22 protein-coding genes are annotated in these 25959 nt (G+C 67.0%); 12 read left to right on the top strand and 10 right to left on the bottom strand.

The window, feature by feature from the left end:
- Positions 1-5 precede the first annotated feature (5 nt).
- The 3 genes from AC5STI_RS12750 to AC5STI_RS12740 are packed head-to-tail and all read right to left on the bottom strand — an operon-like array spanning position 6 to position 4683.
- Complete coding sequence (locus AC5STI_RS12750) at positions 6-2789, bottom strand: DUF4159 domain-containing protein (RefSeq protein ID WP_495446924.1); 2784 nt, start codon at positions 2787-2789, stop codon at positions 6-8.
- Positions 2786-3679, bottom strand: a complete 894-nt coding sequence (locus tag AC5STI_RS12745) for a DUF58 domain-containing protein (protein ID WP_495446923.1) — start codon at positions 3677-3679, stop codon at positions 2786-2788. The genes AC5STI_RS12750 and AC5STI_RS12745 overlap by 4 nt, the downstream gene beginning before the upstream one ends.
- Complete coding sequence (locus AC5STI_RS12740) at positions 3676-4683, bottom strand: AAA family ATPase (RefSeq protein ID WP_495446922.1); 1008 nt, start codon at positions 4681-4683, stop codon at positions 3676-3678. Before AC5STI_RS12740 ends, AC5STI_RS12745 begins: the two co-directional genes overlap by 4 nt.
- A 64-nt stretch (positions 4684-4747) precedes the next feature.
- Here AC5STI_RS12740 and AC5STI_RS12735 point away from each other — a divergent pair, with 64 nt between their 5' ends.
- The 3 genes from AC5STI_RS12735 to AC5STI_RS12725 all read left to right on the top strand — a co-directional run bounded on the left by AC5STI_RS12735 (position 4748) and on the right by AC5STI_RS12725 (position 6642).
- A complete protein-coding gene (locus AC5STI_RS12735; RefSeq protein ID WP_495446921.1) occupies positions 4748-5332 on the top strand; it encodes a DUF1285 domain-containing protein in 585 nt (194 codons plus the stop codon).
- A gap of 231 nt (positions 5333-5563) precedes the next feature.
- The gene (locus tag AC5STI_RS12730) at positions 5564-6316 is read left to right on the top strand and encodes a hydroxypyruvate isomerase family protein (protein WP_495446920.1); all 753 of its coding nucleotides are present in this window, start codon (positions 5564-5566) and stop codon (positions 6314-6316) included.
- 89 nt (positions 6317-6405) lie between these two features.
- Positions 6406-6642 (top strand): DUF2798 domain-containing protein, encoded by a 237-nt coding sequence (locus AC5STI_RS12725; protein ID WP_495446919.1) that lies wholly within the window; start codon positions 6406-6408, stop codon positions 6640-6642.
- Positions 6643-6969: 327 nt separating this feature from the next.
- Here the strand turns inward: AC5STI_RS12725 and polA are convergent, their stop codons facing one another.
- On the bottom strand, positions 6970-9780 hold the full coding sequence (polA, locus tag AC5STI_RS12720; protein ID WP_495446918.1) for a DNA polymerase I: 2811 nt from the start codon (positions 9778-9780) through the stop codon (positions 6970-6972).
- Positions 9781-9988: 208 nt separating this feature from the next.
- On the opposite strand from polA, the gene AC5STI_RS12715 reads away from it, so the two are divergent.
- Entirely contained in the window at positions 9989-10696 is a 708-nt protein-coding gene (locus AC5STI_RS12715) for an SDR family NAD(P)-dependent oxidoreductase (RefSeq protein ID WP_495446917.1), read from the top strand.
- Positions 10697-10726: 30 nt separating this feature from the next.
- Here the strand turns inward: AC5STI_RS12715 and AC5STI_RS12710 are convergent, their stop codons facing one another.
- The gene (locus AC5STI_RS12710; RefSeq protein WP_495446916.1) at positions 10727-11212 is read right to left on the bottom strand and encodes a flavodoxin family protein; all 486 of its coding nucleotides are present in this window, start codon (positions 11210-11212) and stop codon (positions 10727-10729) included.
- A gap of 130 nt (positions 11213-11342) precedes the next feature.
- A complete protein-coding gene (locus tag AC5STI_RS12705; protein WP_027245389.1) occupies positions 11343-11525 on the bottom strand; it encodes a zinc-finger domain-containing protein in 183 nt (60 codons plus the stop codon).
- Positions 11526-11596: 71 nt separating this feature from the next.
- Between AC5STI_RS12705 and AC5STI_RS12700 the strand changes: the two genes are divergently transcribed.
- Positions 11597-12526 (top strand): ABC transporter ATP-binding protein, encoded by a 930-nt coding sequence (locus AC5STI_RS12700; RefSeq protein ID WP_495446915.1) that lies wholly within the window; start codon positions 11597-11599, stop codon positions 12524-12526.
- Positions 12527-12700: 174 nt separating this feature from the next.
- On the opposite strand, the gene AC5STI_RS12695 is transcribed toward AC5STI_RS12700, so the two are convergent.
- Positions 12701-13165 (bottom strand): DUF1203 domain-containing protein, encoded by a 465-nt coding sequence (locus tag AC5STI_RS12695; RefSeq protein WP_495446914.1) that lies wholly within the window; start codon positions 13163-13165, stop codon positions 12701-12703.
- Between the two features lie 231 nt (positions 13166-13396).
- On the opposite strand from AC5STI_RS12695, the gene AC5STI_RS12690 reads away from it, so the two are divergent.
- The 6 genes from AC5STI_RS12690 (at position 13397) to AC5STI_RS12665 (ending at position 22792) form a co-directional block, all read left to right on the top strand.
- Positions 13397-16324 carry an error-prone DNA polymerase gene (locus AC5STI_RS12690; protein ID WP_495447764.1) on the top strand — a complete coding sequence of 976 codons (2928 nt, stop codon included), beginning with the start codon at positions 13397-13399 and terminating at the stop codon, positions 16322-16324.
- A 147-nt stretch (positions 16325-16471) separates the two neighbouring features.
- Positions 16472-17989, top strand: coding sequence for a 2,3-bisphosphoglycerate-independent phosphoglycerate mutase (gene gpmI, locus AC5STI_RS12685; protein WP_495446913.1), 1518 nt, complete (start codon positions 16472-16474; stop codon positions 17987-17989).
- On the top strand, positions 17986-19119 hold the full coding sequence (locus AC5STI_RS12680; protein WP_490397700.1) for a murein hydrolase activator EnvC family protein: 1134 nt from the start codon (positions 17986-17988) through the stop codon (positions 19117-19119). Before gpmI ends, AC5STI_RS12680 begins: the two co-directional genes overlap by 4 nt.
- A gap of 7 nt (positions 19120-19126) precedes the next feature.
- The gene (locus AC5STI_RS12675; RefSeq protein WP_490397699.1) at positions 19127-20458 is read left to right on the top strand and encodes a S41 family peptidase; all 1332 of its coding nucleotides are present in this window, start codon (positions 19127-19129) and stop codon (positions 20456-20458) included.
- A gap of 529 nt (positions 20459-20987) precedes the next feature.
- Positions 20988-22052, top strand: a complete 1065-nt coding sequence (locus AC5STI_RS12670) for a bifunctional transcriptional activator/DNA repair enzyme AdaA (RefSeq protein ID WP_495446912.1) — start codon at positions 20988-20990, stop codon at positions 22050-22052.
- Positions 22049-22792, top strand: coding sequence for an isocitrate lyase/PEP mutase family protein (locus AC5STI_RS12665; protein WP_495446911.1), 744 nt, complete (start codon positions 22049-22051; stop codon positions 22790-22792). Before AC5STI_RS12670 ends, AC5STI_RS12665 begins: the two co-directional genes overlap by 4 nt.
- Before the next feature lie 6 nt (positions 22793-22798).
- Here AC5STI_RS12665 and AC5STI_RS12660 read toward each other — a convergent pair whose 3' ends face one another.
- The 3 genes from AC5STI_RS12660 to AC5STI_RS12650 all read right to left on the bottom strand — a co-directional run bounded on the left by AC5STI_RS12660 (position 22799) and on the right by AC5STI_RS12650 (position 24681).
- Positions 22799-23176 carry a hypothetical protein gene (locus tag AC5STI_RS12660; protein WP_495446910.1) on the bottom strand — a complete coding sequence of 126 codons (378 nt, stop codon included), beginning with the start codon at positions 23174-23176 and terminating at the stop codon, positions 22799-22801.
- Positions 23177-23203: 27 nt separating this feature from the next.
- Positions 23204-23965, bottom strand: a complete 762-nt coding sequence (locus tag AC5STI_RS12655) for a DUF6478 family protein (RefSeq protein ID WP_495446909.1) — start codon at positions 23963-23965, stop codon at positions 23204-23206.
- A 92-nt stretch (positions 23966-24057) separates the two neighbouring features.
- The gene (locus AC5STI_RS12650; RefSeq protein WP_495446908.1) at positions 24058-24681 is read right to left on the bottom strand and encodes a hypothetical protein; all 624 of its coding nucleotides are present in this window, start codon (positions 24679-24681) and stop codon (positions 24058-24060) included.
- 351 nt (positions 24682-25032) lie between these two features.
- Here AC5STI_RS12650 and AC5STI_RS12645 point away from each other — a divergent pair, with 351 nt between their 5' ends.
- On the top strand, positions 25033-25923 hold the full coding sequence (locus tag AC5STI_RS12645) for a CPBP family intramembrane glutamic endopeptidase (RefSeq protein ID WP_490397694.1): 891 nt from the start codon (positions 25033-25035) through the stop codon (positions 25921-25923).
- Positions 25924-25959: the final 36 nt, after the last annotated feature.

Genomic DNA, 25959 nt, shown 5'->3' with positions numbered 1-25959 from the left:
GCCCCCTATTGCCCCAGCCGGTCCAGCAGCGCCGGCACATGCACCTGGTCGGATTTGTAGTTGCCGGTCAGCACATGCATCACCAGGTTGACGCCAAAGCGGAACGCCAGTTCCCGCTGCCGCTCTCCGGCATAGCCGCGCCCGACCGGCAGCAAAGGCCGGCCGTTTTCATCCACCGCCCAGGCCGAGGCCCAGTCGTTGCCGCCGATCACCACCGGCGTCACCCCGTCGTTGAGATTGCGGAAGGGGATGCCCTCGGCCTGTTCCGCATCGGCCGGCGCCGCCTCGACCCAGACCGGGCCGCGGCTGTGGCGGCCGGGAAAGGCCTGCAGCAGATAGAAGGCGCGGGTCAGCACATGATCCTCCGGCACCACCTCCAGCGGCGGGATGTCCAGCGGCAGCGCGATCTGCTGCAGCCGCCGTGCCGCCGGGCTGGTCGCGCCTGCAGAGGCCAGATCGGCGTCGCGGGTGTCGAACAGGATCATGCCGCCCGCCCGCAGATAGGTGTTGAGCTTGGCGTAAGCCTCGGACGAGGGCAGCGGCTGGTCGCGGGTAACAGGCCAGTACAGCAGCGGAAAAAAGGCCAGCTCGTCCCGCTCAAGGTCCACTGCTGCCGGATTGGCCGGCTCCACCGAGGTACGGAAGAACAGCGTGTCCGACAGTCCGCGCAGGCCCGCCTCGGCAATGCGGTCGACCTGAGGATCGCCGGTCAGCACATGCGCCAGCACCAGTTCGGCAGCCAGCCCGGCAGCCCTGAAATCTTCCGGTGCAGGAGCATCCTGTGCCCGCGCGTCCTGCGGAAAAGCCAGCGCTGCCAGGCCTATGCCGGCCGCCAGCGCTGCCGCCCGGCCCGCCCGAAGCAGGCCGGACACCGCAAGCGTGCCCAGCACATCCAGCGCCAGCAACGCCAGCGCCAGGGTCAGAAGCGCGCCGCCCAGCGGCAGCTCTTGCGGCGCGTCATAGCCGCTGACCCGGACCGAGGCAGGCCAGCGCGCCGCCAGCAGCTCATCGCCCGGACGCAACACGTTGCGCGCCAGCATCCGCCGCCCGCCGTCATAGACACCGGGCCGCAGCTCCGGCCCCGCGGGCGCGGCCACCAGGTCCGGCCCCTTGACGCCCGGCAGCGTCTCCGCCGCCTCCAGCCGGCCAAAGCCGTCCAGCACCTCGACCGGGGTCCAGGTGGTGCCTTCCAGATCCTCGGCTTTTGGCGTGGCGGCGGAAGAGGACACCGCCAGCCGCTCCAGCATCGAAACGAACAGCCCCGACAGCGGCAGGCTGCTCCACTCTGCATTGGCGGTCACGTGAAACAATACCACCTGACCCTGTCCCAGCGTCTTGCGGGTGACCAGCGGCGTGCCGTCCGCCAGTTCGGCAATCACCCGCTCCGCCAGCTGCGGATCGGGCTGCGCCACCACCTGCGAGCTGATCGAGACTTCCTCCGTCACCTCGAGCCCGTAAAAGGGCGAGCTCTCGGCAAAGGGCGCCAGCGTCTTGGGTTCGCCCCAGCTCATGGCGCCGCCGATGCTGCGCCCGCCTATGCGCAGGCGCACCGGCATCAGGGGTTCCTCGCCGCTGCGGGCAGTGTCGCTGGCGGCCAGCCGCGGCCCGGCAAATCGCAAGAGCAGGCCGCCGTTTTCCACCCATTCGATGACCTGGTCTTCCTGATCCGGGGCCAGCCGCGCCACATCGGCCAGCACGATCACATCCGGATTGGCCGGCAGCAGATCCGCCAGCGCGCCCTCCAGCAGCTCCGCCGAAGGCGCCAGCGCCTGGCGCAGGTAGTGCAGCGGCGACAGCAGCGCCAGCCCCTCATCGGCGCTTTCGGAGGAGACCAGCGCAACCTCGCGGCGGCGCAGGCTTTCATCGGTCAGCGCCACCGCGCCCGCCGACCTCACCTCGCGGATTTCGAACCGTGACAGACGCGCCCGCAGCTCCGCGGGCAGCGACAGCTCGGCGGAGGCGCTGCGGGCACCATCCGCAAACCGCAGCGGCAGCGCCGCCAGGCTGCGGGCGGTGCCGCCCGGATCCTTGCCCTGGGCCACAACCGTGACCTCCTGCGCAGGCCCGCTGCGGCTGCGCTGCACCGTCAGTTCGATCGCGCCGCCGGTATAGCTCGCGGGCATCAGCCCCAGCACCGGCGCGGGCTGTTCAAAGACTTCGATGCCGCCGCGGCGGCTCAGCGCCTGGACCAGCCCGTCGCGGCCCGGATACTCCAGCCCGTCGCTGAACCAGATGGTGTCAAAGCGGCCCTCGGCGCCGTCAATCGCGTCCAGCGCCTGCGCCAGCTGCTCCGGTCCCGGCTGCCAGGGCAGGGGCACCATCCCGGCCAGCTGCCGCTGCCAATCGCTGGCGGCGCGGAACAGCAGCGGTTCCGGCGCGCTCAGGCGCAAAACGGCCACCGGGCGCCCGGCCCGGCCTGCCTCCTCCAGCTGCACCGCGGCCTGCGCGGTGGTCTGCTTCCACTCCGCAGCACCGCCCCAGCTCGCATCCATCACGATCAAAAGCGGCCCGCTGCCGCCAGTCTCCTCGGCCGAGGGGTTCAGCACCGGCCCCGCCAGCCCGATGATCGCCGCCGCAACAGCCAGCGTCCTCAGCAGCAAGAGCCACCAGGGCGTGCGGTCCGACAGGCTCTCGTCGTCCTTCAACCCCAACAGCAGCGTCACAGCCGGGAACGGCTGGCGCCTGGGCGCAGGCGGCACCGCGCGCAGCAGCAGCCACAGCACCGGCAAGGCCAGCAAACCCAGCAGCAGCCAGGGCGCGGTAAAGCCGATGCCCGCAATCATTGTCATGGCGCGGTCCGCTCCATTGCGTGATAGAGCCACATCAGCGCGTTCTGCGCTGGTGTGCCAGTGTGATGCTGCCCGAACCGCCAGCCCGCCCCGTGGCACAGCCGCTCCAAGGCCGCGCGGCGCTCCGCCAGCCGTTCCAGATAACGCTCCTGCAGGGCAGAGGCCTTGAGTGTTTCATGTGTAACACCGCCCGCGATGCTCTCGAACAGGGTGCGCCCGGAAAACGGAAACGCCTCTTCTGCCGGGTCCAGCACCTGCAGCAGCACACCCCGGACGCCGCGCGCGGCGGCCTTGGACAGCGCCTGCTCTACCGGTTCATACGGCCCCAAGAAATCCGAGATGAACAGGGCGCGTGCGTGCGGGATCAGGGCGCGGCCATTGGGCGGGGCATAATCTTCCTCTTCGTCATCCGACAGCGCCTCGGCCAGCCGCAGGATCTGCACATTGCCGCGCCGCGGCGGCAGGCTGCCGCCAGTGAGGCCCACCCGCTCACCGCCGTGCACCATCAGCACCGACGCGGCGAGGCCCAGAAGCCGGGCCTGATCAATCTTCTGCGGCAGCTTCGCGGAGGAGGCGAACCGCATCGACGCACCGGTATCCACCCACAGATGCACCGTCTGCGAAATATGCCATTCCCGCTCGCGCACATACTGGATGTCGCCCATGGCAGAGCGCCGGTGGTCGATCATCCGGCGGCTGTCGCCGGCCTGTGCCGGGCGGTACTGCCAGAAATCATCCCCCGTGCCGGCCCGGCGGCGGCCATGCTCGCCCATCAGCACCGACCCGGCCAAGTGCCGCGCCTGCACCAGCAAGGGCGGCAGGGTGCTGGCCTCGGCCTCTGCCCGGTGCCGCAGTCCAACTGCGGCCTGAGAGGCGGCGGGCCTGGTCACGCGGCGGCCCCGGTCCGGGCCAGATCCGCGGCGGTTTCCTCAATCAGGGCGGCCAGGCTCTCACCGCGCGCCCGGGCGGCAAAGTTCAGCTGCATCCGGTGGCTCAGCACCGGGCGGGCCATGTCCAGCACATCCTCAGCATTGGGCGCCAGCCGCCCCTGCAGCAGTGCCCGCGCCCGCACGGCCAGCATCAAGGCCTGCGCCGCACGCGGACCCGGCCCCCAGGCCACGGTCTGCGCCACATGATCGGACACGCCCGGCTCCTCGGGGCGGAACGCGCGCACCAGATCCAGTATCATCTCCACCACCGACTCGCCCACCGGCATCCGCCGCAGCAGGGTCTGCGCTTCGATCAGCTCAGCAGCGGTAAACACCTGATAGGCCTCTGCTTCCTCCGCCCCGGTGGTGGCCAGCAGGATATCCCGCTCAGTCGCGCGGTCCGGATAATTCACGTCGATCTGCAACAGGAACCGGTCCAGCTGCGCCTCCGGCAGCGGATAGGTGCCCTCCTGCTCAATCGGGTTCTGGGTTGCCAGCACATGGAACGGCGCGCCCAGCGAGCGGTCCTCGCCCGCCACCGTCACCATCCGCTCCTGCATCGCCTGCAGCAGCGCCGACTGGGTGCGCGGGCTGGCCCGGTTGATCTCATCCGCCATCAGCAGCTGGCAGAACACCGGCCCCGGCACGAACCGGAACGACCGGTGCCCGTCGGCGGCGGTGTCCAGCACCTCGGACCCCAGAATGTCCGCCGGCATCAGGTCCGGGGTGAACTGGATCCGGTTGCCGTCCAGCCCCATCACCGTGCTCAGCGTCTCCACCAGCCGGGTCTTGCCCAGGCCCGGCAGGCCGATCAGCAGCCCATGGCCGCCGCACAGCAGCACCGACAGCGTGAGGTCCACCACCCGTTCCTGGCCGATGAACCGTTTGGTGATCGACGCGCGCGCCTCCTGCAGCTTGGCTTCCAGCGCTTCGATGCCGGCCAGCAGATCGTCCGTTTCAGGCATGACATTCCTCGTTTCCCGGATATATGCTGTTACTCTATCGTGCTGACAGGAAATGGCAAAAGCAATGAGCGGACAAAACCCCGTGACCCCCGATGCCGAAGGCCTTGCCGCGGCGGCAAAAGCGGCCGGTAAAGGTAAAGGTTTGCCCCCAGTCCACCTGTGGAACCCGCCGTTCTGCGGCGATCTGGACATCCGCATCGCCCGCGACGGCAGCTGGCACTACCTCGGCACGCCTTTCAACCGGTTCGAACTGGTCAAGCTCTTCGCCTCCATCCTCAAGCTGGAGGACGGCAAGTATTACCTTGTGACGCCTGTCGAAAAGGTCGGCATCACGGTCGAGGACGCGCCCTTTGTGGCGGTGGATTTCGACACGGCGGGGCAGGGGCGTGAGCAGCAGATCACCTTCACCACCAATATCGGCGACACCGCCGCCGCGGGGCCGGATCACCCGGTCCGGGTGGAACGTGACAGCGCAAGCGGCGAACCCGCGCCCTATGTCATGATCCGCGCCGGGCTGGAGGCGCTGATCGACCGCAAAAGCTTCTACCGGCTGGTGGAACTGGGCGAGCATCACGACGGCTGGTTCGGCGTCTGGTCCGGCGGCGCGTTCTTCCCGCTGATCCCGTCGGCAGAGCTGGACGCCGGCTGACCTTCCGGACGTTCAGTACGGCAACCGCCCTGCCGGCAGGCCAGGCAGCGGCGGCAGCATACCGCCCCGCCTGCTATCCTTTGAATTTCCAGCGAAATCTTGCCGGTTTCGCCGCCGCGCAACCAAGGCGTGCGACAGCTGCCTTGCGGGAAAGCGACAATGCGTCGTTTTCTGTGTCTTGGCCTCATGGATTCGCCCACGATAAACCACCGTGAAGCCAGGAGGACCCGCATGCCCAGATTCGCAGCCAACATCTCGATGCTGTTTGCCGAGCTGCCCTATCTCGACCGGTTCCAGGCCGCCGCCGCGGCCGGGTTCGAGGCGGTGGAAATCCTTTACCCTTATGAACTCGCCGCCAAGGAAACCCAGCGCGCGCTGCTGGCCAACGGCTTGGAGCTGCTGCTGATCAACGCGCCGCCGCCGAATTACACCGGCGGGATGCCCGGCTATGCGGCGGTGCCTGACGGGGTGGACCGCTTCCAGCGCGACATCCGCCGGGTGCTGCGCTACGCGGAGGCGCTGAAGGCGGGCAAGATTCACGTGATGGCAGGCTACGCCAAGGGTGAAGCGGCGCAGCGGACCTTTGTCGAAAACCTGCAATGGGCCGCCGACCGGGCGCCGGACCAGCAGTTCACCATCGAACCGCTGAACAGCGGCGACCAGCCCGGCTATTTCCTGGACGACTATACTCTGGCGATGGAGGTGCTGGACGCGGTGGACCGGCCCAACGTGGGCCTGCAATATGACGCCTACCACGCCCAGCTGATCCACGGCGATGCGGCCAAAGTGTGGGAGACCTTCGGCAGCCGCGCCGTGCACGTGCAGATCGCCGCCGCGCCCGGGCGCTGCGAGCCGGGCACCGGGCCGGTGGACTTCCAAAGGCTGTTCGCCGCCATCGACGACAGCGGCTACGACGGCTGGGTCAGCGCCGAATACACCCCCTCGACCCGGCGAACCGAAGACAGCCTTACCTGGATGCGCTGAGCCGCCGCAGGGCGGAAACATATTCGTGAATTGAAATATGATGCGGCGCGCGTCATAAGGCGGGGGTGATCTGATCAAGGAACCTGCCCATGCTGCCCGCCCGCTTTGCGCCTGTACTGTTCAGCCTGATCCTGTCGGGGCTGATGTCCTTCATCGTGACCGGCGTTGCGACCTGGAAGGCGCTTGGTGTCGCAGCCGGGTTTACCGGGGCCTGGATGCAGGCCTGGTCTCTCAGCTGGCCGATTGCCTTTGCCGTCGCCTTTACCGCCGCGCCCATGGTGCGCGGGCTGGTGGCGAAACTGGTCAAACAGCCGCTGCAGGGCTGAGAGCCGCAGGGGCAGCTCCCGCCCGCCGCAAGCTGCATCAAAGATGCAGCAGCAGCCGTTGGGCGTGGCGCCGCTGGCGCGGCGTAAAGGGTTTTGCTGAGAAGCCCCTCAAGGGCAGGTCTGCCCTTGAGGGGCGTTTCCGATTGTTTTCAGGGCGGGCCGCGTCAAGGGCAAGCCGCGCGGAACGCGCGGAGGCTGGCGCCTCCCTTGACCCGGTGAGGAGAGGACGGGGAAAGTCCCGCGCCGCGTCAGCGGCGCCCGGCCCAACGGGATGAGATCGCAAGATCGAAGCCGGGCGGGAGCCCCTCCGGCCTCGTTGGGCAGCTCTTAGTGTGCTTCGGCCCAATTCTGGCCGCGGCCTGCATCCACCACCAGTTTCACGTCCAGATGCACCGCCGGATCGGCGGCGTTCTCCATCACCTGGCGCGCGGCGGCGATGGTGTCCTCGACCGCCGTTTCCGGCACCTCGAACAGCAGTTCGTCGTGCACCTGCAGCAGCATCCGCGCGGGCAGATGGGCAATCGCCTCCGGCATCCGGATCATCGCCCGGCGGATCACGTCGGCGGCTGTCCCCTGGATCGGCGCGTTGATCGCCGCGCGTTTGGCAAAGCCCGCCTTCGGCCCCTTGGCGTTGATCTCCGCGGTGTGGATCTTGCGCCCGAACAGGGTCTGCACGTAGCCATGCTCCTTGGCGAACTCCACCGTACTGTCCATGTACTTGCGGATGCCCGGGAAGCGCTCGAAATAGCGGTCGATGAAGCCCTGCGCATCCTTGCGCGGAATGCGCAGGTTGCGCGCCAGGCCAAAGCCCGAGATGCCGTAGATCACACCAAAGTTGATCGCCTTCGCCTGGCGGCGGATCTCCGGCGTCATCTCCTCCAGCGGCACCTCGAACATCTCCGACGCGGTCAGCGCGTGGATGTCCTGGCCCTCGGCAAAGGCCTGCTTCAGCGTGTCGATCCCGGCCATGTGGGCGAGGATGCGCAGTTCAATCTGGCTGTAGTCGAGCGACAAGAGCACGTTGCCCTCTTCCGCCACAAACGCCTCGCGGATGCGGCGGCCTTCCTCTGTGCGGACCGGGATGTTCTGCAGGTTCGGATCGGTCGAGGCCATGCGGCCCGTGCTCGCCCCGGTCTGGGCATAGGATGTATGCACCCGGCCTGTGTCGGCATTGATATGGTCCTGCAGCGCATCGGTGTAGGTCGATTTCAGCTTGCTGAGCTGCCGCCAGTCCAGCACCCGCGCGGGCAGGTCATGCTCGGTCGCCAGATCTTCCAGGATATCGGCACCGGTGGCATAGGCGCCGGTCTTGCCCTTCTTGCCGCCCGGGAGCGCCATCTTGTCGAACAGGATCTCGCCCAGTTGCTTGGGGGAGCCGACATTGAAACTCTCGCCCGCCAGCTCATGGATCTCCGCTTCCAGCGCTGCCATCTTCTGGGCAAAGGCATTGGACATGCGGCTCAGCGTATCGCGGTCCACCTTGACGCCGTTGCGCTCCATATCCGCCAGCACCGGCACCAGCGGCCGTTCCAGAGTTTCATAGACCGTTGTCACCCTCTCCTGATGCAGCTGCGGCTTGAACAGCTGCCACAGGCGCAACGTGATATCGGCGTCCTCGGCGGCATACGGAACCGCGTCGTCAATCGCCACCTTGTCAAAAGTGATCGCCGATTTTCCGGACCCCAGCAGCGGCTTGATCGGGATCGGCGTGTGGTCGAGGTAGCGTTCCGACAGCGTATCCATCCCGTGCCCGTGCAGGCCCGCGTGCAGCGCATAAGACATCAGCATGGTGTCGTCGATCGGCGCCACATCCACCCCGTAGCGGTGGAAGATCTTGGCGTCGTATTTCATGTTCTGGCCGATCTTGAGGATCGCCTGATCTTCCAGAACCGGTTTCAGCAGCGCCACGGCCTCGTCCAGCGGCATCTGCCCCTCGGACAGCCCCTCGCCGCCGAACAGGTCATCGCCCCCGGCCTTGTGCGCCAGCGGGATATAGCAAGCCTCGCCCGCCTCGACACACAGCGAGATGCCGACCAGGTCCACCACCATTTCATCCAGGCCCGTGGTCTCGGTATCCACCGCCACCCAGCCGCGCTGGCGGATGCGGTCCACCCAGACCTGCAACGCCGCCGCATCGCGGACGCATTCGTATTTTTCCTTGTCAAACGGCACCGCTTCCGGCGCTTCTGCTGCCGCGGAAACCGGCGCCGCGGCGGGCGCGTCCGGGATTGCCGGCGCCTCAACCCCCAGCCGGTCGGCCATGCGCTTGGACAGGGTGCGGAACTCCATTTCGGTCAGGAAGCTCATCAGGGTGTCCGCGTCCGGCTCCATCACCTCCAGATCATCCAGGGTGAAGTCCAGCTCCATACCGCAGTCTAGCTGCACCAGCTTCTTCGACAGCTCGATCTGATCGCGCTTTTCAATCAGCGTCTGACGGCGCTTGGGCTGCTTGATCTCCTCGGCGCGGTCCAGGAGTTCTTCCAGCGAGCCGAATTCATTGATGAGGAGCGCGGCGGTCTTGATCCCGATCCCCGGCGCGCCCGGCACGTTATCGACACTGTCACCGGCCAGCGCTTGCACATCCACCACCCGGTCGGGGCCAACGCCGAATTTCTCCACCACGCCGTCACTGTCGATGCGCTTGTTCTTCATCGCATCCAGCATCTCGACGCCGCCGCCGACCAGCTGCATCAGGTCCTTGTCCGACGAGATGATGGTGACCCGCCCGCCCGCATCTCGCGCCTGATGCGCCAGCGTGGCGATGATGTCATCGGCCTCAAACCCTTCAACCTCCTTGCAGGCGATGTTGAAGGCCTTGGTCGCCTCGCGGGTCAGCGGGAACTGCGGCACCAGGTCCTCGGGCGCGGGCGGGCGGTTGGCCTTGTAGAGATCGTACATCTCATTGCGGAACGACGTGCCGGAATGGTCAAAGATCACCGCCACATGGGTCGGCGCATCCGGGCCCTTGTTGTCCTCCACCTGCTTGAACAGCATGTTGCAGAAACCGGCCACCGCACCGATCGGCAGCCCGTCGGATTTCCGCGTCAAGGGCGGCAGCGCGTGATAGGCGCGGAAGATGAAGGCCGAGCCGTCGATCAGATGCAGATGGCAGCCCTTGCCGAATGTTGTCCCGCTCATGGCCCGTCGCGCTCCTGTTGGAAATCCGTTCGTGTTCTGTTTCCCGGTTATCGGTGATCCGGCAGGGAAGGGCAATTGCCGTTTGCCGCCGGCGGCAGGAACCGGCAGCGGCGGTCCTTTGCTGCCTCAGAAGGGCGGCGGGTTCCGGCAGCCGCCCTGCTGTGATAGACCTCTGGCCTTCCTTCACCACACATCAGGACGGAACCCCATGCAGCTCAACGGAAAAACGGTCATTGTCACGGGCGGCAGCGATGGCATCGGCAAGCATATCTGCCTGAAACTGGCCGCCGAGGGCTGCAAGCTGGCAATTCTGGGCCGCAACCAGGACCGTCTGGCACAGGTGGCAGAGGAGGCCCGCAGCCTCGGCGCTCCCGAGGCGCGCAGCTACGGGGCGGACATGACCGATCCAGCGGCGATTGCTGCCGCGGCCCAGGCCATCCTCCAGGACTTCGGCAGCGTGGATATCCTGATCAACAATGCGGGCATCTGGCACAAGGCCGGCCCGCTGGACAGCATTTCGGAGGAGATGCTGATGGCCACGGTGCAGACCAACCTGACCGGCCTGATGCAGCTGACCCGCCGCCTGCTGCCCGCACTGCGCGACCGGGAGGAGGCCGCCATCCTCAATGTTGCCTCCAAATCCGGTGTCGTGGCCCAGGCGGGCCAGTCGGTCTACACCGCCACCAAATACGGCGTGCGCGGCTTTACCGATGTGTTGAAGGTTGATGAGGCAGAGACCGGCGTGCGCGTCGCGGGCCTGTATCAGAGCGGCACCAATACCGGCATGTTCGCCAAGGCAGGCGAAGACGTCCCCAACCACATTTTCACCGAGCCGGAGGACCTGGCCGATGTGGTGGTCTTCATGCTGTCGCGACCGCCGAAACTGTGGATGCACGAGGTGCGCGTCGAGCTCTGACCGCCGCACCGCCCGCCGCGGGGCAGGGGCCTAGAACACACCCATGCTGAGGCCCGCCCCCAAGGCCATCCCCAGCTCGCGGCAGGCTTCCAGCTCGTCTTCGGGGATCACCTTCTCCGCCAGGATCGCTTCGGGCGTCTGCGCATGGGTGCAAAGGATCAGCGGCGGCTGAACTTCCTTCAGCCGCCAGCCGGTGGCAATGCGGGCGGTCTGGCGGGCTGCGTTCTCGCCGTCCGACCCGGCGCAGACCATCTGCGCATAAGGCCGTCCCTCAATGCGTCCCAATACCGGGTAATAGCAGCGGTCGAAAAACTCTTTCATCATTCCGGACAGCGCCGCCAGGTTCTCCGGCGCGCAGAAGATATAGCCATCCGCTGCCAGCAGATCCTCCGGCCCGGTGTCTTCAGCCCGTTTCAGGACGGTCCCGATCTCATCCCGTGCCGCCGCTGCTGCGGCCTCCGCCATCCGGCGGCTGCCGCCGGTGCGTGAGTGGTACACGATCAAGAGCTGTGCCATCGCTGCCGCCCGCCTGTTTCATCCAGCGGCAGATTACCGGGCGCTGGCAAATTTCTTCAAAGAAATTTGGCCGGAAAATTCGAATTTTCCGGGACCCGGCCTCCGCCCGAACGGCCTCACGCCGCCCGGATCACTCCGCCGCCTTGGCCGCGTCCCGGTAGACGTATTTGCAGTCGCAATAGGGGCATTCCACGAAATTCTCGTCCTCGGGGATCAGCAGATAAACCCGCGGATGCCCCAACGCGCCCTCGCTGCCGTCACAGGCCACCTTGCGGCTGTCCACGATCTTGGTTTCCGGCGCTTCGATGCTCATGGCTGGCAGTCCTTTCGGTTTTCGGCTAGGCGCATTTATGAGCCAAGCAAAAACCGGGGGCAAGAGCGGCAATGACAAGCGATGCAATCCGTATCGAGGCTTTGCGCAAAATCTACGGCGGCTACAAGGGCCAGCCGGAGAAACACGCGCTGAAGGGCGTTGACCTGACGGTGCCGCGCGGCTCGGTCTTTGGCCTCCTGGGTCCGAATGGTGCGGGCAAATCGACGATGATCAACATCCTCGCCGGGCTGGTGCGCAAGACCTCCGGCAAGGTGACGATCTGGGGCTTCGACCAGGACGAAAACCCGCGCCAGAGCCGCGCCGCCATCGGCGTCATGCCGCAGGAGCTGAACCTCGACCCCTTCTTCACCCCGCGCGGCGCGCTGGAGGTGCAGGCAGGGCTTTACGGCGTGCCCAAGAACGAGCGCCACAGCGACGAAATCCTGCGCATGATCGGGCTGGAGGACAAGGCAGAGGCCTATGCCCGCACCCTGTCGGGCGGTATGCGGCGGCGTCTGCTTCTGGGCAAGGCGCTGGTTCACCGCCCCTCGGTGCTGGTGCTGGACGAGCCGACCGCGGGCGTCGACATCGAGCTGCGCCAGATGCTGTGGGAGAACATCCGCAAGCTGAACGCGCAGGGCATGACCATCATCCTCACCACCCACTACCTGGAGGAGGCTGAGGAGATGTGCGACGAGATCGCCATCATCAACCAGGGCGAGGTGGTTGCACGCGACAGCAAGGCGAGCCTCTTGGGGCGGCTCGATGCCAAGACGATGGTGGTGCAGCCGGCAGAGCCTGCCGCGGCGCTGCCGCAGGGCGAGGGGATCGAGGCCAGCCTGCGCGAAGACGGCGCCGTGGTGCTGCGCTACCGCAGCCGCACGACCAGTGCCGAAGAGGTTCTGGCCGCGGTCCGCGCCGCCGGGATCAGCATCCGCGATGTGAAGACGGAAGAGGCGGACTTGGAGGATGTCTTCCTGTCGCTGACGAAATCCGCCTGACGAATAGGTCCGTTTTACGGAATCAATATCTGTTACGTCCGGCCGATAGGCCGGGCAGCGCCCGTCCCGCCCCCCGTCATGCCGGAGGCGCGCTTCCAGCACGACGCGGGCGCTTCGCTTCCACCCCGCCGGGACGGGCGCTGCCCTCAACTTTTTGAGGCCAGCATCACGTTTTCACCCGCGGTCAATCCGCGCCTGATAGCAATTATTGCGCGACGACCGGATATGGATGTACTCCACCCGCCCATCCTCCAGGATCTTTCCGGCCTGTGCCATCATCTCCGCCTGCGGGATCACGATGCCAGTGCCATAGACGATCCGGTGATCCGCGCTGTAGCCCTTGATCAGGTAATCAGGGGAGCCTTCCAGAACCTCCGGCACCTGCTCGCCCTCATGCCGCTTGCAGTGATCCGCACACAGAAAGACCGGCCCGGTCTCGGCATAGGGCTGCGCCTCAGGAAAGGGGCGATGGGCCAGGATCAGCATCTCTGCGCCCGCGGGAATGTATTGCAGGCAATGGCGGCAGGGGTTGGCGCCGCCGTCGGACACCGTACGCTCCGGCATCTGGCCATGGGCGTCCGGCCCGCCATCCTGCAGCGCGCGGACAATATCTGTGGGCAGGGCGGTGATTCTGGTCATGGGGTTTCTCCTTTGCTGACAACACCCTGCCTGAACCGCCCCGCCGCAATCGACCCGGATCCTGCGCATCCGGCAGACCGCCGGGGGCGCTCCCGCCCGCCGGGCGGGCATTGAAAATGCCCTGCGGCGGTTGGGCCGGGCGCCGCGCTGGCGCGCGGCGCTGGGGCACGTCGCGGCAGGTCCGCCGGGTTCGACTCCACATGAGAACAAAACGGGAATATCATGCGACTCATGTTTGCCGAATTCGCCTGCCTCTCCAACTTCACCTTCCTCACCGGGGCCTCCCACCCGGAGGAGTACGCGGCCCGTGCGCTGGAGCTGGGGATTGCGGCGCTGGCCATTGCGGATGAGAACTCGGTGGCGGGCATCGTGCGCGCCCATGCGGAGTGCCGCGACATCGCCCGCCGGGTGCAGGAGCGGCAGGCCTGGGACCGCCGAAACACCCCGATCGGCCCGCCGCGCCCCGCAGAAATTCCGCAGCCCGCCTCTTTCCCGGTCTATGAAACCGTGCGGCTGATCCCGGCGGCGCGGCTGGTCTTCACCGACGCGCCAGAAGTGATTGCCCTGCCTGTGAACCGTACCGGCTGGGGCAGCCTGACGCGGCTGATCTCCACCGGGCGGCTCAGGGCAGAGAAGGGCAGCTGCACGCTCCACCTCTCCGACCTCTTGGAGTTTGCAGACGGGCTCCACCTGCTCTTGCTGCCGCAGGCGGGACATCCGCCCTGCGGCGCGGGCGGATGGGGGCCGCATATGGACGCGCTGACGCGCCGCTTTGCCGGGCGGATGCACCTGCTGATGACGCCGGCCTATGACGGCGGCGACCGGGCCCGCTTTGCCGCGCTGGCGGAGCTGGCGGAACATCTCAACCTGCCGCCGCTCGCCAGCGCCGCGCCAAAGATGCACCACGGCAGCCGCCGCCGCCTGGGCGACGTGCTGACTGCCATCCGCCTGCGCTGCAAGGTCGAAGCCCTGGGCCGCGCCGCCATGGCCAATGGCGAGCAGCGCTTGCGGTCCGAGGCCGAGATGCGCCGCCTGTTCCGCGGGTATGAAGACGCGGTGGACAATGCCGCCCGGCTGGCGGACCAGCTCAGCTTCTCGCTGGATGAGCTGCGCTATGACTACCCGGATGAAGGCAGCGACGCGGAAACGCCCCCGCAGCGCCTCAGACGTCTGGCCGAGGAAGGCCTGCGCTGGCGCTACCCCGGCGGCGCGCCGGAAAAGGTGCGCGCGCTGCTGGAGCATGAACTCGCCCTGATCGCCAAGCTGAAATACGACCCCTATTTCCTGACGGTGCGCGACATCGTCGCCTTTGCCCGCTCCCGCGGGATCCTGTGCCAGGGCCGCGGCTCGGCGGCGAATTCGGTGGTCTGCTACTGCCTCGGCGTCACCTCCGTCAGCCCGGAGCTGGGCACCATGGTGTTCGAGCGCTTCGTCAGTGAAGCCCGCGACGAGCCGCCCGACATCGACGTCGATTTCGAGCATGAGCGGCGCGAGGAGGTGATCCAGTGGATTTATGAACGCTACGGCCGCCACCGCGCAGGGCTCTGCGCCACGGTGATCCACTACCGCGGCAAACGCGCCATCCGCGAGGTCGGCCGCGCCATGGGGCTGACGGAAGACACCATCTCGGCACTGTCCTCGCAGCTTTGGGGCTTTTTCAGCACCAAGGGGGTGGAGGCCGAGCGGATGCGCGAGATTGGCCTCGACCCGAACAGCCGCCGCCTGCAGCTGACGATGCAGCTGGTGGAGCAGATCATCGGCTTTCCGCGCCACCTGTCCCAGCATGTGGGCGGTTTCATCATCACCCAAGGAAGGCTGGATGAGCTGGTCCCCATTGAGAACGCCACCATGGAGGGCCGCACGGTCATCTGCTGGGACAAGGATGACATCGACACGCTCGGCATCCTCAAGGTCGATGTGCTGTCCTTGGGCATGCTCACCTGCATCCGCAAGGCGTTCGACCTGATGCGGCAGCACCACCAGCTGGATTACAGCCTCGCCACCCTGCCGCCGGAGGATCCGGCGGTCTACAACATGCTGTGCCGGGCCGACAGTATCGGCGTCTTCCAGGTCGAAAGCCGGGCGCAGATGAACTTTCTGCCGCGGATGCGGCCGCGCTGTTTCTATGACCTGGTGATCGAGGTCGCCATCGTCCGCCCCGGCCCGATCCAGGGCGACATGGTGCACCCCTATATCCGCCGCAGGAACGGCGAGGAGCCGGTGCATTTCCCGTCGGATGCGCTGGGCGAGGTCTTGGGCAAGACCCTGGGCGTGCCGCTATTCCAGGAGCAGGCGATGCAGATCGCCATCGTCGGCGCCGGTTTCACGCCGGAGCAGGCCGACCGGCTGCGGCGGTCCCTGGCGACCTTCAAGAAACACGGCAACGTCAGCGAATTCCGCAGCCTGTTCCTGCGCGGCATGGCGAAGAACGGCTATGACGCCGAGTTCTCCGAACGCTGTTTCTCCCAGATCGAGGGGTTCGGCTCATACGGTTTCCCGGAAAGCCATGCGGCGAGTTTCGCGCTGCTGGTCTATGCCTCGGCCTGGATCAAGTGCCACCATCCGGGGATCTTTGCCTGCGCGCTGCTGAACGCCCAGCCGATGGGGTTCTACGCGCCCGCCCAGATTGTCCGCGACGCCCGTGCGCATGGGGTGGAGGTGCGCCCGGTCTGCATCAACAATTCCTATTGGGACAACGTGATGGAGCCCGACGGCCACGGCGGCCTGGCGCTGCGGCTGGGGTTCCGGCAGATCAAGGGCCTGCGGGATGAGGACGCCGCCTGGCTGACTGCCGCCCGCGGCAACGGTTATCATGAGGTGGAGGACGTCTGGCGCAAGGCAGGGCTGGCGCCGCCGGTGATCGAGCGGCTGGCGGAGGCGGACGCTTTTGCCTCCCTGGGGCTGAACCGGCGGGAAGCCTTATGGGCGGCCAAGGCGATCTCCGCCCGCAAGCCGCTGCCGCTGTTTGCCCGCGAACTGGACGGCGAGGCGATTTATGAGCCGGAGGCAAACCTGCCGCAGATGGGGCTGGGCGAGGAGGTGGTGGAGGATTACGTCGCCATGCGGCTGAGCTTGCGGGCGCATCCGGTGGCGCTGATCCGGCATCTGCTGACGCCGCAGAACATGGGCGGCGGTGCGGAAGGCGGGCCGGGGGATTGAGTATTTGGGGAAAGATGAAAGGCGCAGGGCGGGTCTGCGCCTGATCTTGCGCCTGATAACGCCAACTGCGGCAGGAATGGCGGTTCACCCCGGGGCGGCGAGGCGTTAGAAGGCTTGCGAACCTTTCCTTGCCCCGGAGCCTGACCCATGACCGCACCCAAACCCGTTGTCCTGTGCATTCTCGATGGCTGGGGCAGCGGCGAGCCGGGCAAGGCCAACGCGCCTTATCTGGCCAAGACCCCAACCTTTGATGCGATCATGGAGAAAGGGCCGAGCGCGAAGCTGATCACCCACGGGCCGGATGTCGGCTTGCCGACCGGGCAGATGGGCAATTCTGAGGTCGGGCACACCAATATCGGCGCGGGCCGGGTGGTGGCGATGGACCTGGGCCAGATCGACCTGGCGATCGAGGATGGCAGCTTCTTTGAAAACGAGGCGCTGCAGGCGTTTACTGCGGAGTTGAAGGGCACTGGGGGCGCCGCGCATCTGATGGGGCTGGTCTCCGATGGCGGGGTGCACGGGCATATCAATCATATCCTGGCGGCGGTGAAAGCGATCACGGACGCCGGGGTGCCGGTCTGGCTGCATGCGATCACCGACGGCCGCGACGTGGCGCCGAAATCGGCGTTTGGCTATTTCCGCGAACTGGAAGAGAAGCTGCCCGAAGGCGCGCGGATTGCCACCGTGACCGGGCGCTATTTCGCGATGGACCGCGACAACCGCTGGGGCCGGGTCAGCGAAGCCTATGATGCGATGATCCACGCCAAGGGGCGGCCTGGGCAGACAGCCCATGGCGCGGTGGACCATGCCTATAACCAGTCGGAAACCGATGAGTTCATCGGCGCCACCGTGCTCCAGGGCTATGAAGGCGTGAAGGACGGCGACGGGTTCTTCTGCCTGAACTTCCGGGCCGACCGGGCGCGGGAGATCCTGCGCGCCATCGGCGAGCCGGGCTTTGCCGAGTTCGACACCGGCGACCGTCCCCAGCTGGCGGGCCTCTTGGGCATGGTTGAATATTCCGATGGCCACAACGATTACATGACCACCTGCTACCCCAAGGCGGCCATCGTCAACACGCTGGGCGAATGGGTGGCCAAGCAGGGCAAGCGCCAGTTCCGCCTGGCCGAGACCGAGAAATACCCGCATGTGACCTTCTTCCTCAACGGCGGCAAGGAAGAACCGGAGGAGGGCGAGGACCGGTTCATGCCGAAGTCGCCCAATGTGGCGACCTATGACCTGCAGCCGGAGATGAGCGCACCGGAGGTGACGGAGAAATTCGTAGAGGCGATCGAGGCGGGCTATGACCTCATTGTCACCAACTATGCCAACCCCGACATGGTCGGCCACACCGGTGACATCAAGGCGGCGATGCTGGCCTGCGAGGCGGTGGACCGCGGTCTGGCGCAGGTGGTGGAAGCGCTGGAGAAGGCGGGCGGCGCGATGATCGTCACCGCCGACCACGGCAACTGCGAGGTGATGATCGACCCCGAGACCGGCGGCGCCCACACCGCCCATACGCTGAACCTGGTGCCGGTGGCGCTGGTGGGCGGGCCCGAGGGCGCTCAGCTGCGGGATGGACGGCTGGCCGATCTGGCGCCGACGATCCTGGAGCTGATGGGGCTGGAGAAGCCCGCGGAAATGACCGGGGAGAGCCTGCTGTCATGATCCGGCGGGCGGGCCTGATGCTGCTGGCGCTGCTGGCCGCACCGCTGCCGGCGGCGGCGGATCCGGCAGCCGCCGCGCGCGAGGCCGCGGCGCAGCTGGAGGCCGCCTCGGTCCAGTTGCAGGAGGCCGACAGTTCCCGCGACCGGGTGAAGGCGCTGACCGGCACCGTGCAGGCGTTTGAAGCCGGGCTGGCCGCGATGCGCGACGGGTTGCGCCGGGTGGCGCGGCGCGAGGCGCAGCTGAGCGCCCAGCTGGCGGCGCGGCAGGAGGAGGTCTCGGGCCTTTTGGGCATCATCCAGACGATTGAGACCTCGCCGCCGCCGGTGCTGATGGTTCACCCCTCGGGTCCGTTGGGCGCTGCGCGCTCGGCGATGATGCTGGCCGAGGTGACCCCGGCGCTGCATGCCAAGGCGCAGTCATTGAAGACGGATCTGGACGAGGTGCAGTCGTTGCGGCTGTTGCAGCAGAACGCGGCCAGGACGCTGGAGGAGGGGCTGGCGGGCGTGCAGTCCGCGCGGGTGCAGCTGTCGACCGCGATTGCCGACCGCACCACGCTGCCCAAGCGGTTCACCGCCGATCCGGTGCGCACCGCGATCCTGATCTCCTCCACTGAGACGCTGTCGGGCTTTGCCGACGGGCTGGCCGAGATCGCTGGCGGCGAAATCGCCGAGTCCAGCGCTGACATCAGCGATCTGCGCGGCACCCTGGCGCTGCCGGTCGAAGGGCTGGTGCTGCGCGGCTATGGCGAGCGCGATGCGGCGGGCATTGCCCGCCCGGGCCTGCTGGTTGCAACCCGCCCGCGGGCGCTGGTCACCGCGCCCACAGCCGCCACCATCCGCTACCGCGGGCCGCTCTTGGATCTGGGCAACGTGGTGATTCTGGAGCCGCAGCCCGAAACTCTGTTTGTCCTCTCCGGCCTGGCCGAAGTTTATGGCGAGGCGGGGCAGGTGATCCCGGAAGGCACGCCTGTCGGCCTGATGAGCGGTGAAGCCCCCGGGCCGGACGCAATTCTGTCAACAAGCGGTGAAGGGGGTGGAACTGACCGGACAGAAACGCTCTATATAGAAGTGAGAATGGACAACAGCCCGGTGGACCCGGAAACATGGTTCCGCACTGGAAAAGGTGGATGAAGGCTTGATGAAAAAATTTGCGATGGCCGCCGTTGGCGGCACGCTGGCAGGGATTGTCGCCACGACCTATGTTGCAGGCCCCTTGCTGGCGCAGGAAGGCACGCGCGAGGCCAATGTCTATGAGCAGCTGGACCTGTTCGGCGACATCTTCGAGCGCATCCGCGCGCAATATGTCGAGGAGGTCGACGAGAAGGAGCTGATCGAAGCGGCGATCGGCGGAATGCTGACCTCGCTGGATCCTCATTCCAGCTACCTGTCGCCTGATGATGCCAGCCGGATGCGGGTGCAGACGCGCGGCGAGTTCGGCGGCCTGGGCATCGAAGTCACCCAGGAAGAGGGCTTTGTCAAAGTCGTCTCCCCCATCGACGGCACCCCGGCGGATGAGGCCGGCATGGAAGCCGGCGATTTCATCACCCATGTGGACGGCGAAAGCGTGCTGGGCCTGTCGCTGGATGAGGCGGTCAACCTGATGCGCGGGCCGGTCGGCTCTGAGATCGTGATCACCGTGGTGCGCGAGGGCGAGGCGGAACCGTTCGATGTGTCGATCATCCGCGACACCATCAAGCTGACCGCGGTGCGGGCCCGCACCGAAGGCGACACCGTGGTGATGCGGATCACCACCTTTAACGACCAGACCACGCCGAACCTCGAGGAAAACCTCAAGAAACAGATCGAGGAAGCCGGCGGCATGGAGAGCGTCAACGGCATCGTGCTGGACCTGCGCAACAACCCGGGGGGCCTCTTGACCCAGGCGATCAAGGTGGCCGACAGCTTCCTGGAGTCCGGTGAGATCGTCTCTACCCGCGGCCGCAACCCGGAAGACGGCGAACGCTTTAACGCCACCCCGGGCGATCTGGCGGACGGCAAGCCGATTGTGGTGCTGATCAACGGCGGCTCGGCCTCGGCCTCGGAAATTGTGGCCGGCGCGCTGCAGGATCACCGCCGCGCAATTGTCGTGGGCACCAAGTCCTTTGGCAAGGGGTCGGTCCAGACGGTGATGCCGCTGAAGGGCGATGGCGCCATGCGCCTGACCACCGCGCGTTATTACACGCCGTCGGGCCGCTCGATCCAGGCGCTGGGCGTGTCGCCTGATATCGTGGTGGAACAGCCCCGCCGCACGGCCGCGGCCGAGGAGGAGGACAGCCCCGCCCGCCGCTCCCGTTCGGAAGCCGACCTGCGCGGCAGCCTGAACAACGACTCCTTGAGCGAGGATGAAATCCGCCAGATCGAGGAAGAGCGCGAGAAGGCCGAGAAAGCCGCCGAGCTGCGCGAGGAGGATTACCAGCTGGCCTATGCCATCGACATTCTGAAGGGGCTGGTGGCGCTGGGCCCGAACTGAGCCCGCCGCAAACACGCAGCACAAAGGGGCCGTCCGGTTGGGCGGCCTTTTTTCATGTCTGCTGTTGCCGCCTTGGCGGGCGGGGTCTGTTGTTTCGTGCCGTTTCGCGCTGTGTCCCAGTTAAGGGGGCGGCGCCGCCGGGTGGAGTTGGACAGACCCCGCGGGGCCTGCTCGGACAGGATTTCCTGAGCGACCCCCTTTTTATCAGGGCCGGTCTCCGGGTGTTGCGCAGGCAGCCGCACAGATGCCTGCGTCTCGTATCATAGCCCTTGCGCGGGGCCATGGCGGGTGATCGCGATCAGCCGGGAGTGTGGCATAGCAGCGTGAGGATCGGGTGAAGCAGGCGTGCGCCGGGGGCGCAACGCCTTGCCCGGATGAAGGTGCGCAGCCCTCTGTGGAAAACGGGAAACCGAAAACAAGAAGTCTGCGTTTTCTTTTGAGGCTGCTTCGCCCACGCCCTTGCGTCATCGCGAAAATAAACGCCCGATATCCGGCGTACTGAGCGGGCAGGCTGGTCTATGCTCCGCTCATGTTGTTCGACCTTCCTGATTCCCGCACGCTTTACCAAGCGCTGCTAGACCGTGACGCCGCCTATGAGGGCCGCGCCTATGTCGGCGTGACCTCCACCGGCATTTTCTGCCGGCTGACCTGCCCGGCGCGCAAGCCCAAGTTTGAGAACTGCCGGTTCCATGCCACCCCCGGCGACTGCATCGAGGCGGGGTTCCGCGCCTGCAAGCGCTGCAAGCCCCTGGCGGCGGCGGCCGGCGATGACCCGGTGGTGCAGGACCTGCTGGCGCGGCTGGAAGAACGCCCCGCCTACCGCTGGGGCGAGGGCGATCTGGTGCGGCTGGGGCTGGATCCCTCGACCGTGCGGCGCGCGTTCAAGCGGCATTTCGGCATGACGTTCCTGGAGATGGCGCGCCAGCGCCGCCTGCGCGAGGGGTTCACCGCGCTGAAGGCGGGGGAGCCGGTGATCGCGGCGCAGATTGATGCGGGGTTTGAAAGCGCCAGCGCTTTTCGCGCGGCATTCGCGAAACTGGTGGGGATTGCGCCGGGGGCCTTCCGCAAGGATGCGCTGCTGCTGGCCGACTGGATCGACACGCCGCTGGGGGCGATGATTGCGATCAGCTGCCGGCATCATCTGCACTTGCTGGAATTTGCCGACCGCAAGGCGCTGCCGCGCGAGGTGGCCAAGCTGCAGAAGGCGCAGCCCGGCCGCCTGGGCTTTGGCCGTCCGGCACCGACGGAACAGATCGCAGAGGAGCTGCGCCGGTTCTTTGCGGGCGAAGGCGCGGATTTCCGGACCCCGCTGTCGCTGCATGGCACCGGGTTCGAGCGCGAGGTCTGGCGCTATCTGCTGACTATCCCGGCGGGCGAGACCCGCAGCTATTCGCAGATCGCGCGGGAGCTGGGGCGGGCCTCGGCGACCCGGGCGGTGGCGCGGGCCAATGGCGCCAACCAATTGGCGCTGGTGGTACCCTGCCACCGGGTGCTGTCGGCGGATGGATCGCTGACGGGGTACGGCGGCGGCTTGTGGCGCAAGCAGCGGCTGATCGAGATTGAAACAGGCTATAAACAGAGGATTTCAGCATGACATATTCAGAGCGCGCCGCGGCTTTTGCGGCGCTGCACCAGCCGGGCAACCCGGTGGTGCTTTACAACATCTGGGACGCGGGCAGCGCCAAGGCGGTTGCCGGGGCAGGGGCGAAGGCGCTGGCGACCGGCAGTTACCCGGTGGCGGCGGCGCAGGGGTTCCCGGACGGGGAACAGATCCCGCTGGAGTACGTGCTGGGCAACGCGGAGCGGATCATTGCGGCCACGGACCTGCCGGTGACGATTGATTTCGAGGGTGGCTATGCCAGCGAGCCGGAGCAGCTGACCGTCAACGTCACACGCCTGGCCGAAACCGGCGCGGTAGGGCTGAACTTCGAGGATCAGGTTGTCGGCACCGCGGAGCTGTACGGGATCATTGAGCAGGCCCGCCGGGTGACCGCGGTGCGGGCGGCCCATGCGGATATGTTCGTCAATGCGCGCACCGATCTGTTCCTGAAGGAAAAGGATGCCTCCAAGCACGGCGCGCTGCTGTCGGAGGCGCTGGAGCGCGGCGAGGCCTATGCCGAAGCGGGCGCCAACGGGTTTTTTGTCCCGGGGTTGAGCGATCCCGATCTGGTGGCCCGGGTCTGCGAGGCGAGCCCGCTGCCGGTCAATACGATGATGCGCGGCATCACGCTGGAAACCGCGCGGCAGGCCGGTGTGGCGCGGGCCAGCTACGGGCCGATCCCGCACGCCAGGCTGATGCAGGTTCTGGCCGAGCATTACCAGTCGCTGGAGTAAGCGGCCTTACATAGTCTCAAGGCAGTGGCGGCGGAACGCGCGCTTGAGCATGTCCAGCTCGGCGCGCAGCAGTTCGACTTCGGCACGCAGGTCGTCGGAGACGGCTTCGCCCGCAATCAGGGTGAAATCGCCCAGGCGGGTGCTGCCGGCAGCGTCGAAGATCACAAAGGTCTGCACCCCGTCAGCCACGGCCTCTGCCGGGATGGGCACCGAGATGGTCCATTCACCGCCCCTTTGGCCCTCGGTCAGCTGGACGCCCTGAACCGGCTGATCCTGGAACATCACGGTGATGTCTGGCTTGGCGCCGCTGGCGGGGGCGTTGCCGATCTGGCCCTCCCATACGCCATTGCGGAAGCGGATTTTGGTCAGTGTCAGGGTGCTCATGTCCGGGTGCTCATGGGGCAGGGTTCCTCAGATCGCTGCGCGGCGGTGGCGCGAGAATGTCAGGTCGCGCAGGACCACCTGGTTCATGTCGGGCGCCTCGAAAATCAGGTCGAGCCAGATCTTCTCGATCCGCTTCTCGTTCAGCCGGGAATAGGCCAGGTCGAATTCCACCACGATGTTCTTTTCCTCCATCGGCAGCTCGCGCACGATCTGCTCGGTGTTGGGTCCGTGCTGGATGTTGAGCCGGGCGAAGATCTCGATCGGCTTTTCCGATTCGATGATGCTGTCCACCCGCAACAGATGCTGGCGGGTCATCCCCTCTGCGGCGGCGGGCGGCAGGTCGACCACCAGCGACAGGAAGGAGCCGTCGAATTTGAAGACATCCATGCGTAGGCCGAAGGGGGCGAGATCCTCCTCGCGGGTATTGCGCAGCTGGCGCAGGGTGAGTTCCGAGAAGGCGCAGTCGTGAAACAGCTGCACCTCATCCCCCAGCCGGGCCTTGGCCGGGACTGAGGACAACCCGCGCTCCGGCAAGGGGCCGCGCCACATCTCCGGGCGCCAGGACCAGTCGGTGCCGTGCGGGCGGGGAAAGAAGGAAGAGCCGACCTGCGGCAGCGCCAGGCGGCCGTCGGCGGTGTGGATCAGCCGGTCCAGATGGGTGCGCAGCTGGCGGGCGTGGTTGCGCTGGCGGCGCAGTTCGGACAAGGGCGCGCGGGAGGATTCCTCTGCCGCGGCGCGCCAGCGGCGCAGGCTGCGCAGGTGCATCAGCCGGTCCATGATCCTGCCCATCGTGCTCTCTCTTGCCTAGTTGAGGTCTTGCTGGCCTGTCCGGCCCCGGCGCGGCTGGCCGCGGGGGCTGGCGGCAGTGTAACCGAGCGCGGCTAATGAAATAAACCGGCAATCCGCTGGCGCAGCCCGCGTTTTTTGCGGGCTTCGGGAGCGCCGCCGTCTGCCGCCGGGCCCGCAGGCCGCGGCTGGGGCCGCAGCGCTGCGGCGGCTGCCGGGGGGGGTGCGGCCTGCGCCTCCTCCAGCTCCGGCAGGGTGGAGGCTTCCAGCGTGCGGTGGGTCACCTCGTTCAGCAGGGCCGCACCGTGGCTGCCCAGGGCGCGGCTGCCGTCGGGCGCATAAAGCGCCAGCGCGACCAGGTGGCGGTCGAGCACAAAGGCGCCGCGCCAGTGCACCGGGCTGGCGCCTTTGGCCACGGCTTCGGGAAACTCCAGGCGTACCAGCGGCAGCAGCTGATCCTCGCGGCTTTCCAGCAGCCGGGCGCCGGGGAACATGGCGGCGATGTCCGTGGCCTGCGGTGCCAGCGCGTCCTGTTTGGCCGGGCCGATAGAGGCGGTCAGCACCGCCGCCTTGCGGGCGCCGAACCAGCCGCGCCCCTCCAGGCGGCTGCAATGGGCGATCAGGGCAAAGCCGCCGCTACCGTCCGCGGCGCTGCTGCGCTGGTCGAAACAATAGCTTTCCGGCGCGGCCAGCAGCACCTCGCCGTTGGCAAAGGACATTATCTGGCCCCCTTGCAGGGGGGACGGGCCGGCGTCACGGGCCGCAAAGGAGAGGCTTTGGGGGGCAGAGGAGCAAGCGGTCAGAAACGCGCCGGTCAGCACCGCCGCAGCCGCCTTGGCCAATGGCGCAAGGGTGGGCGCCTTTCCGCCGGCGGGCGGAAAAGACGCGGGTTTTCCGCTGGTTATTTTGGTCACTGCTGCCCCTGCCGGTGTTGTTTTTTGCCAATTCCATAGCGGTCAGGCCCGCCGCCGGGCAAGAGCGAACAGCCCCGCGGTGCCGATGCCTTGCCATGGCGTTGCAGCAATGCATAACGTTGGCGGCATTTGGCGGTTGGCCGGAAGGGAGCATCCATGCGGCACAGGCAGGGCTACAGGGCGCATGAGGCCATGGTGCGGTTTGCCCGGGCGCAGCCGCAGCTGTGGCGTCTGCTGCTGGGGCTGGTGCTGGTGGCGGCGGTCAGCTTTGCGATGACAGCAGCGCTGCAGGTGACCGTCGCGGAGCTGTTTCCCGGGGCCTGGCTGCAGGGGCTGGCCGATGGCAGCAACCCGGGTGCGATGCTGGTGCTCTTGGGCAGTTTTGCCTTCCTGTCGCTGGGGGTGGCGATGGCCGCCCGGCTGTTTCACCAGCGCAGCTTTGCCACCGTGACCGGGCATTTGCGGCCCTTGGTCTGGCAGTTCGGCCGCGTCAGCCTGTTTCTGCTGGGGCTGAGTGCAGTGCTGATGGCCCTGCCGCCCTACAGCATGGGGCCGCCGATGACCCCGAATCTGCCGTTCTGGACCTGGCTGGGCATCCTGCCCTTCTCGGTTGCCGCGGTGCTGGTGCAGACCGGCTCGGAAGAGATCCTGTTCCGCGGTTATATCCAGCAGGCGCTGGCAGCACGCTTCCGCAGCCCCGCGGTCTGGCTGCTGGTGCCCTCGGCGCTGTTCGCGCTGGGCCATTACCTGCCGGTTGATGCCGGGGAAAACGCGCTGCTGATCACCGCCTGGGCCGGGCTGTTCGGGCTCTTGATGGCGGACCTGACGGCGCGGGCCGGCACCCTGGGTCCTGCGATGGCGGTGCACTTTTTCAACAACGCCGCCGCGCTGTTGCTGTTTGCCTCGCCCACCAGCCTCAACGGGCTGGCGCTGTACCTGATCCCCTTTGATATGGCCGACACCGGCAACCTGCGTCCGTGGATGGCCGTCGACTTTGCGCTGATGCTGGTGAGCTGGCTGACAGCGCGGCTTGCCATACGCCGCTGATTGCAATTGCGGCAAATGCGCCTTATCTGGGGGGCA

It is taken from the genome of Leisingera sp. CC-HEC096 (genome assembly GCF_059429235.1).
The sequence above is the reverse complement of the archived record's forward strand: the minus strand, read 5'-3'. Positions and strand labels throughout refer to the sequence as shown.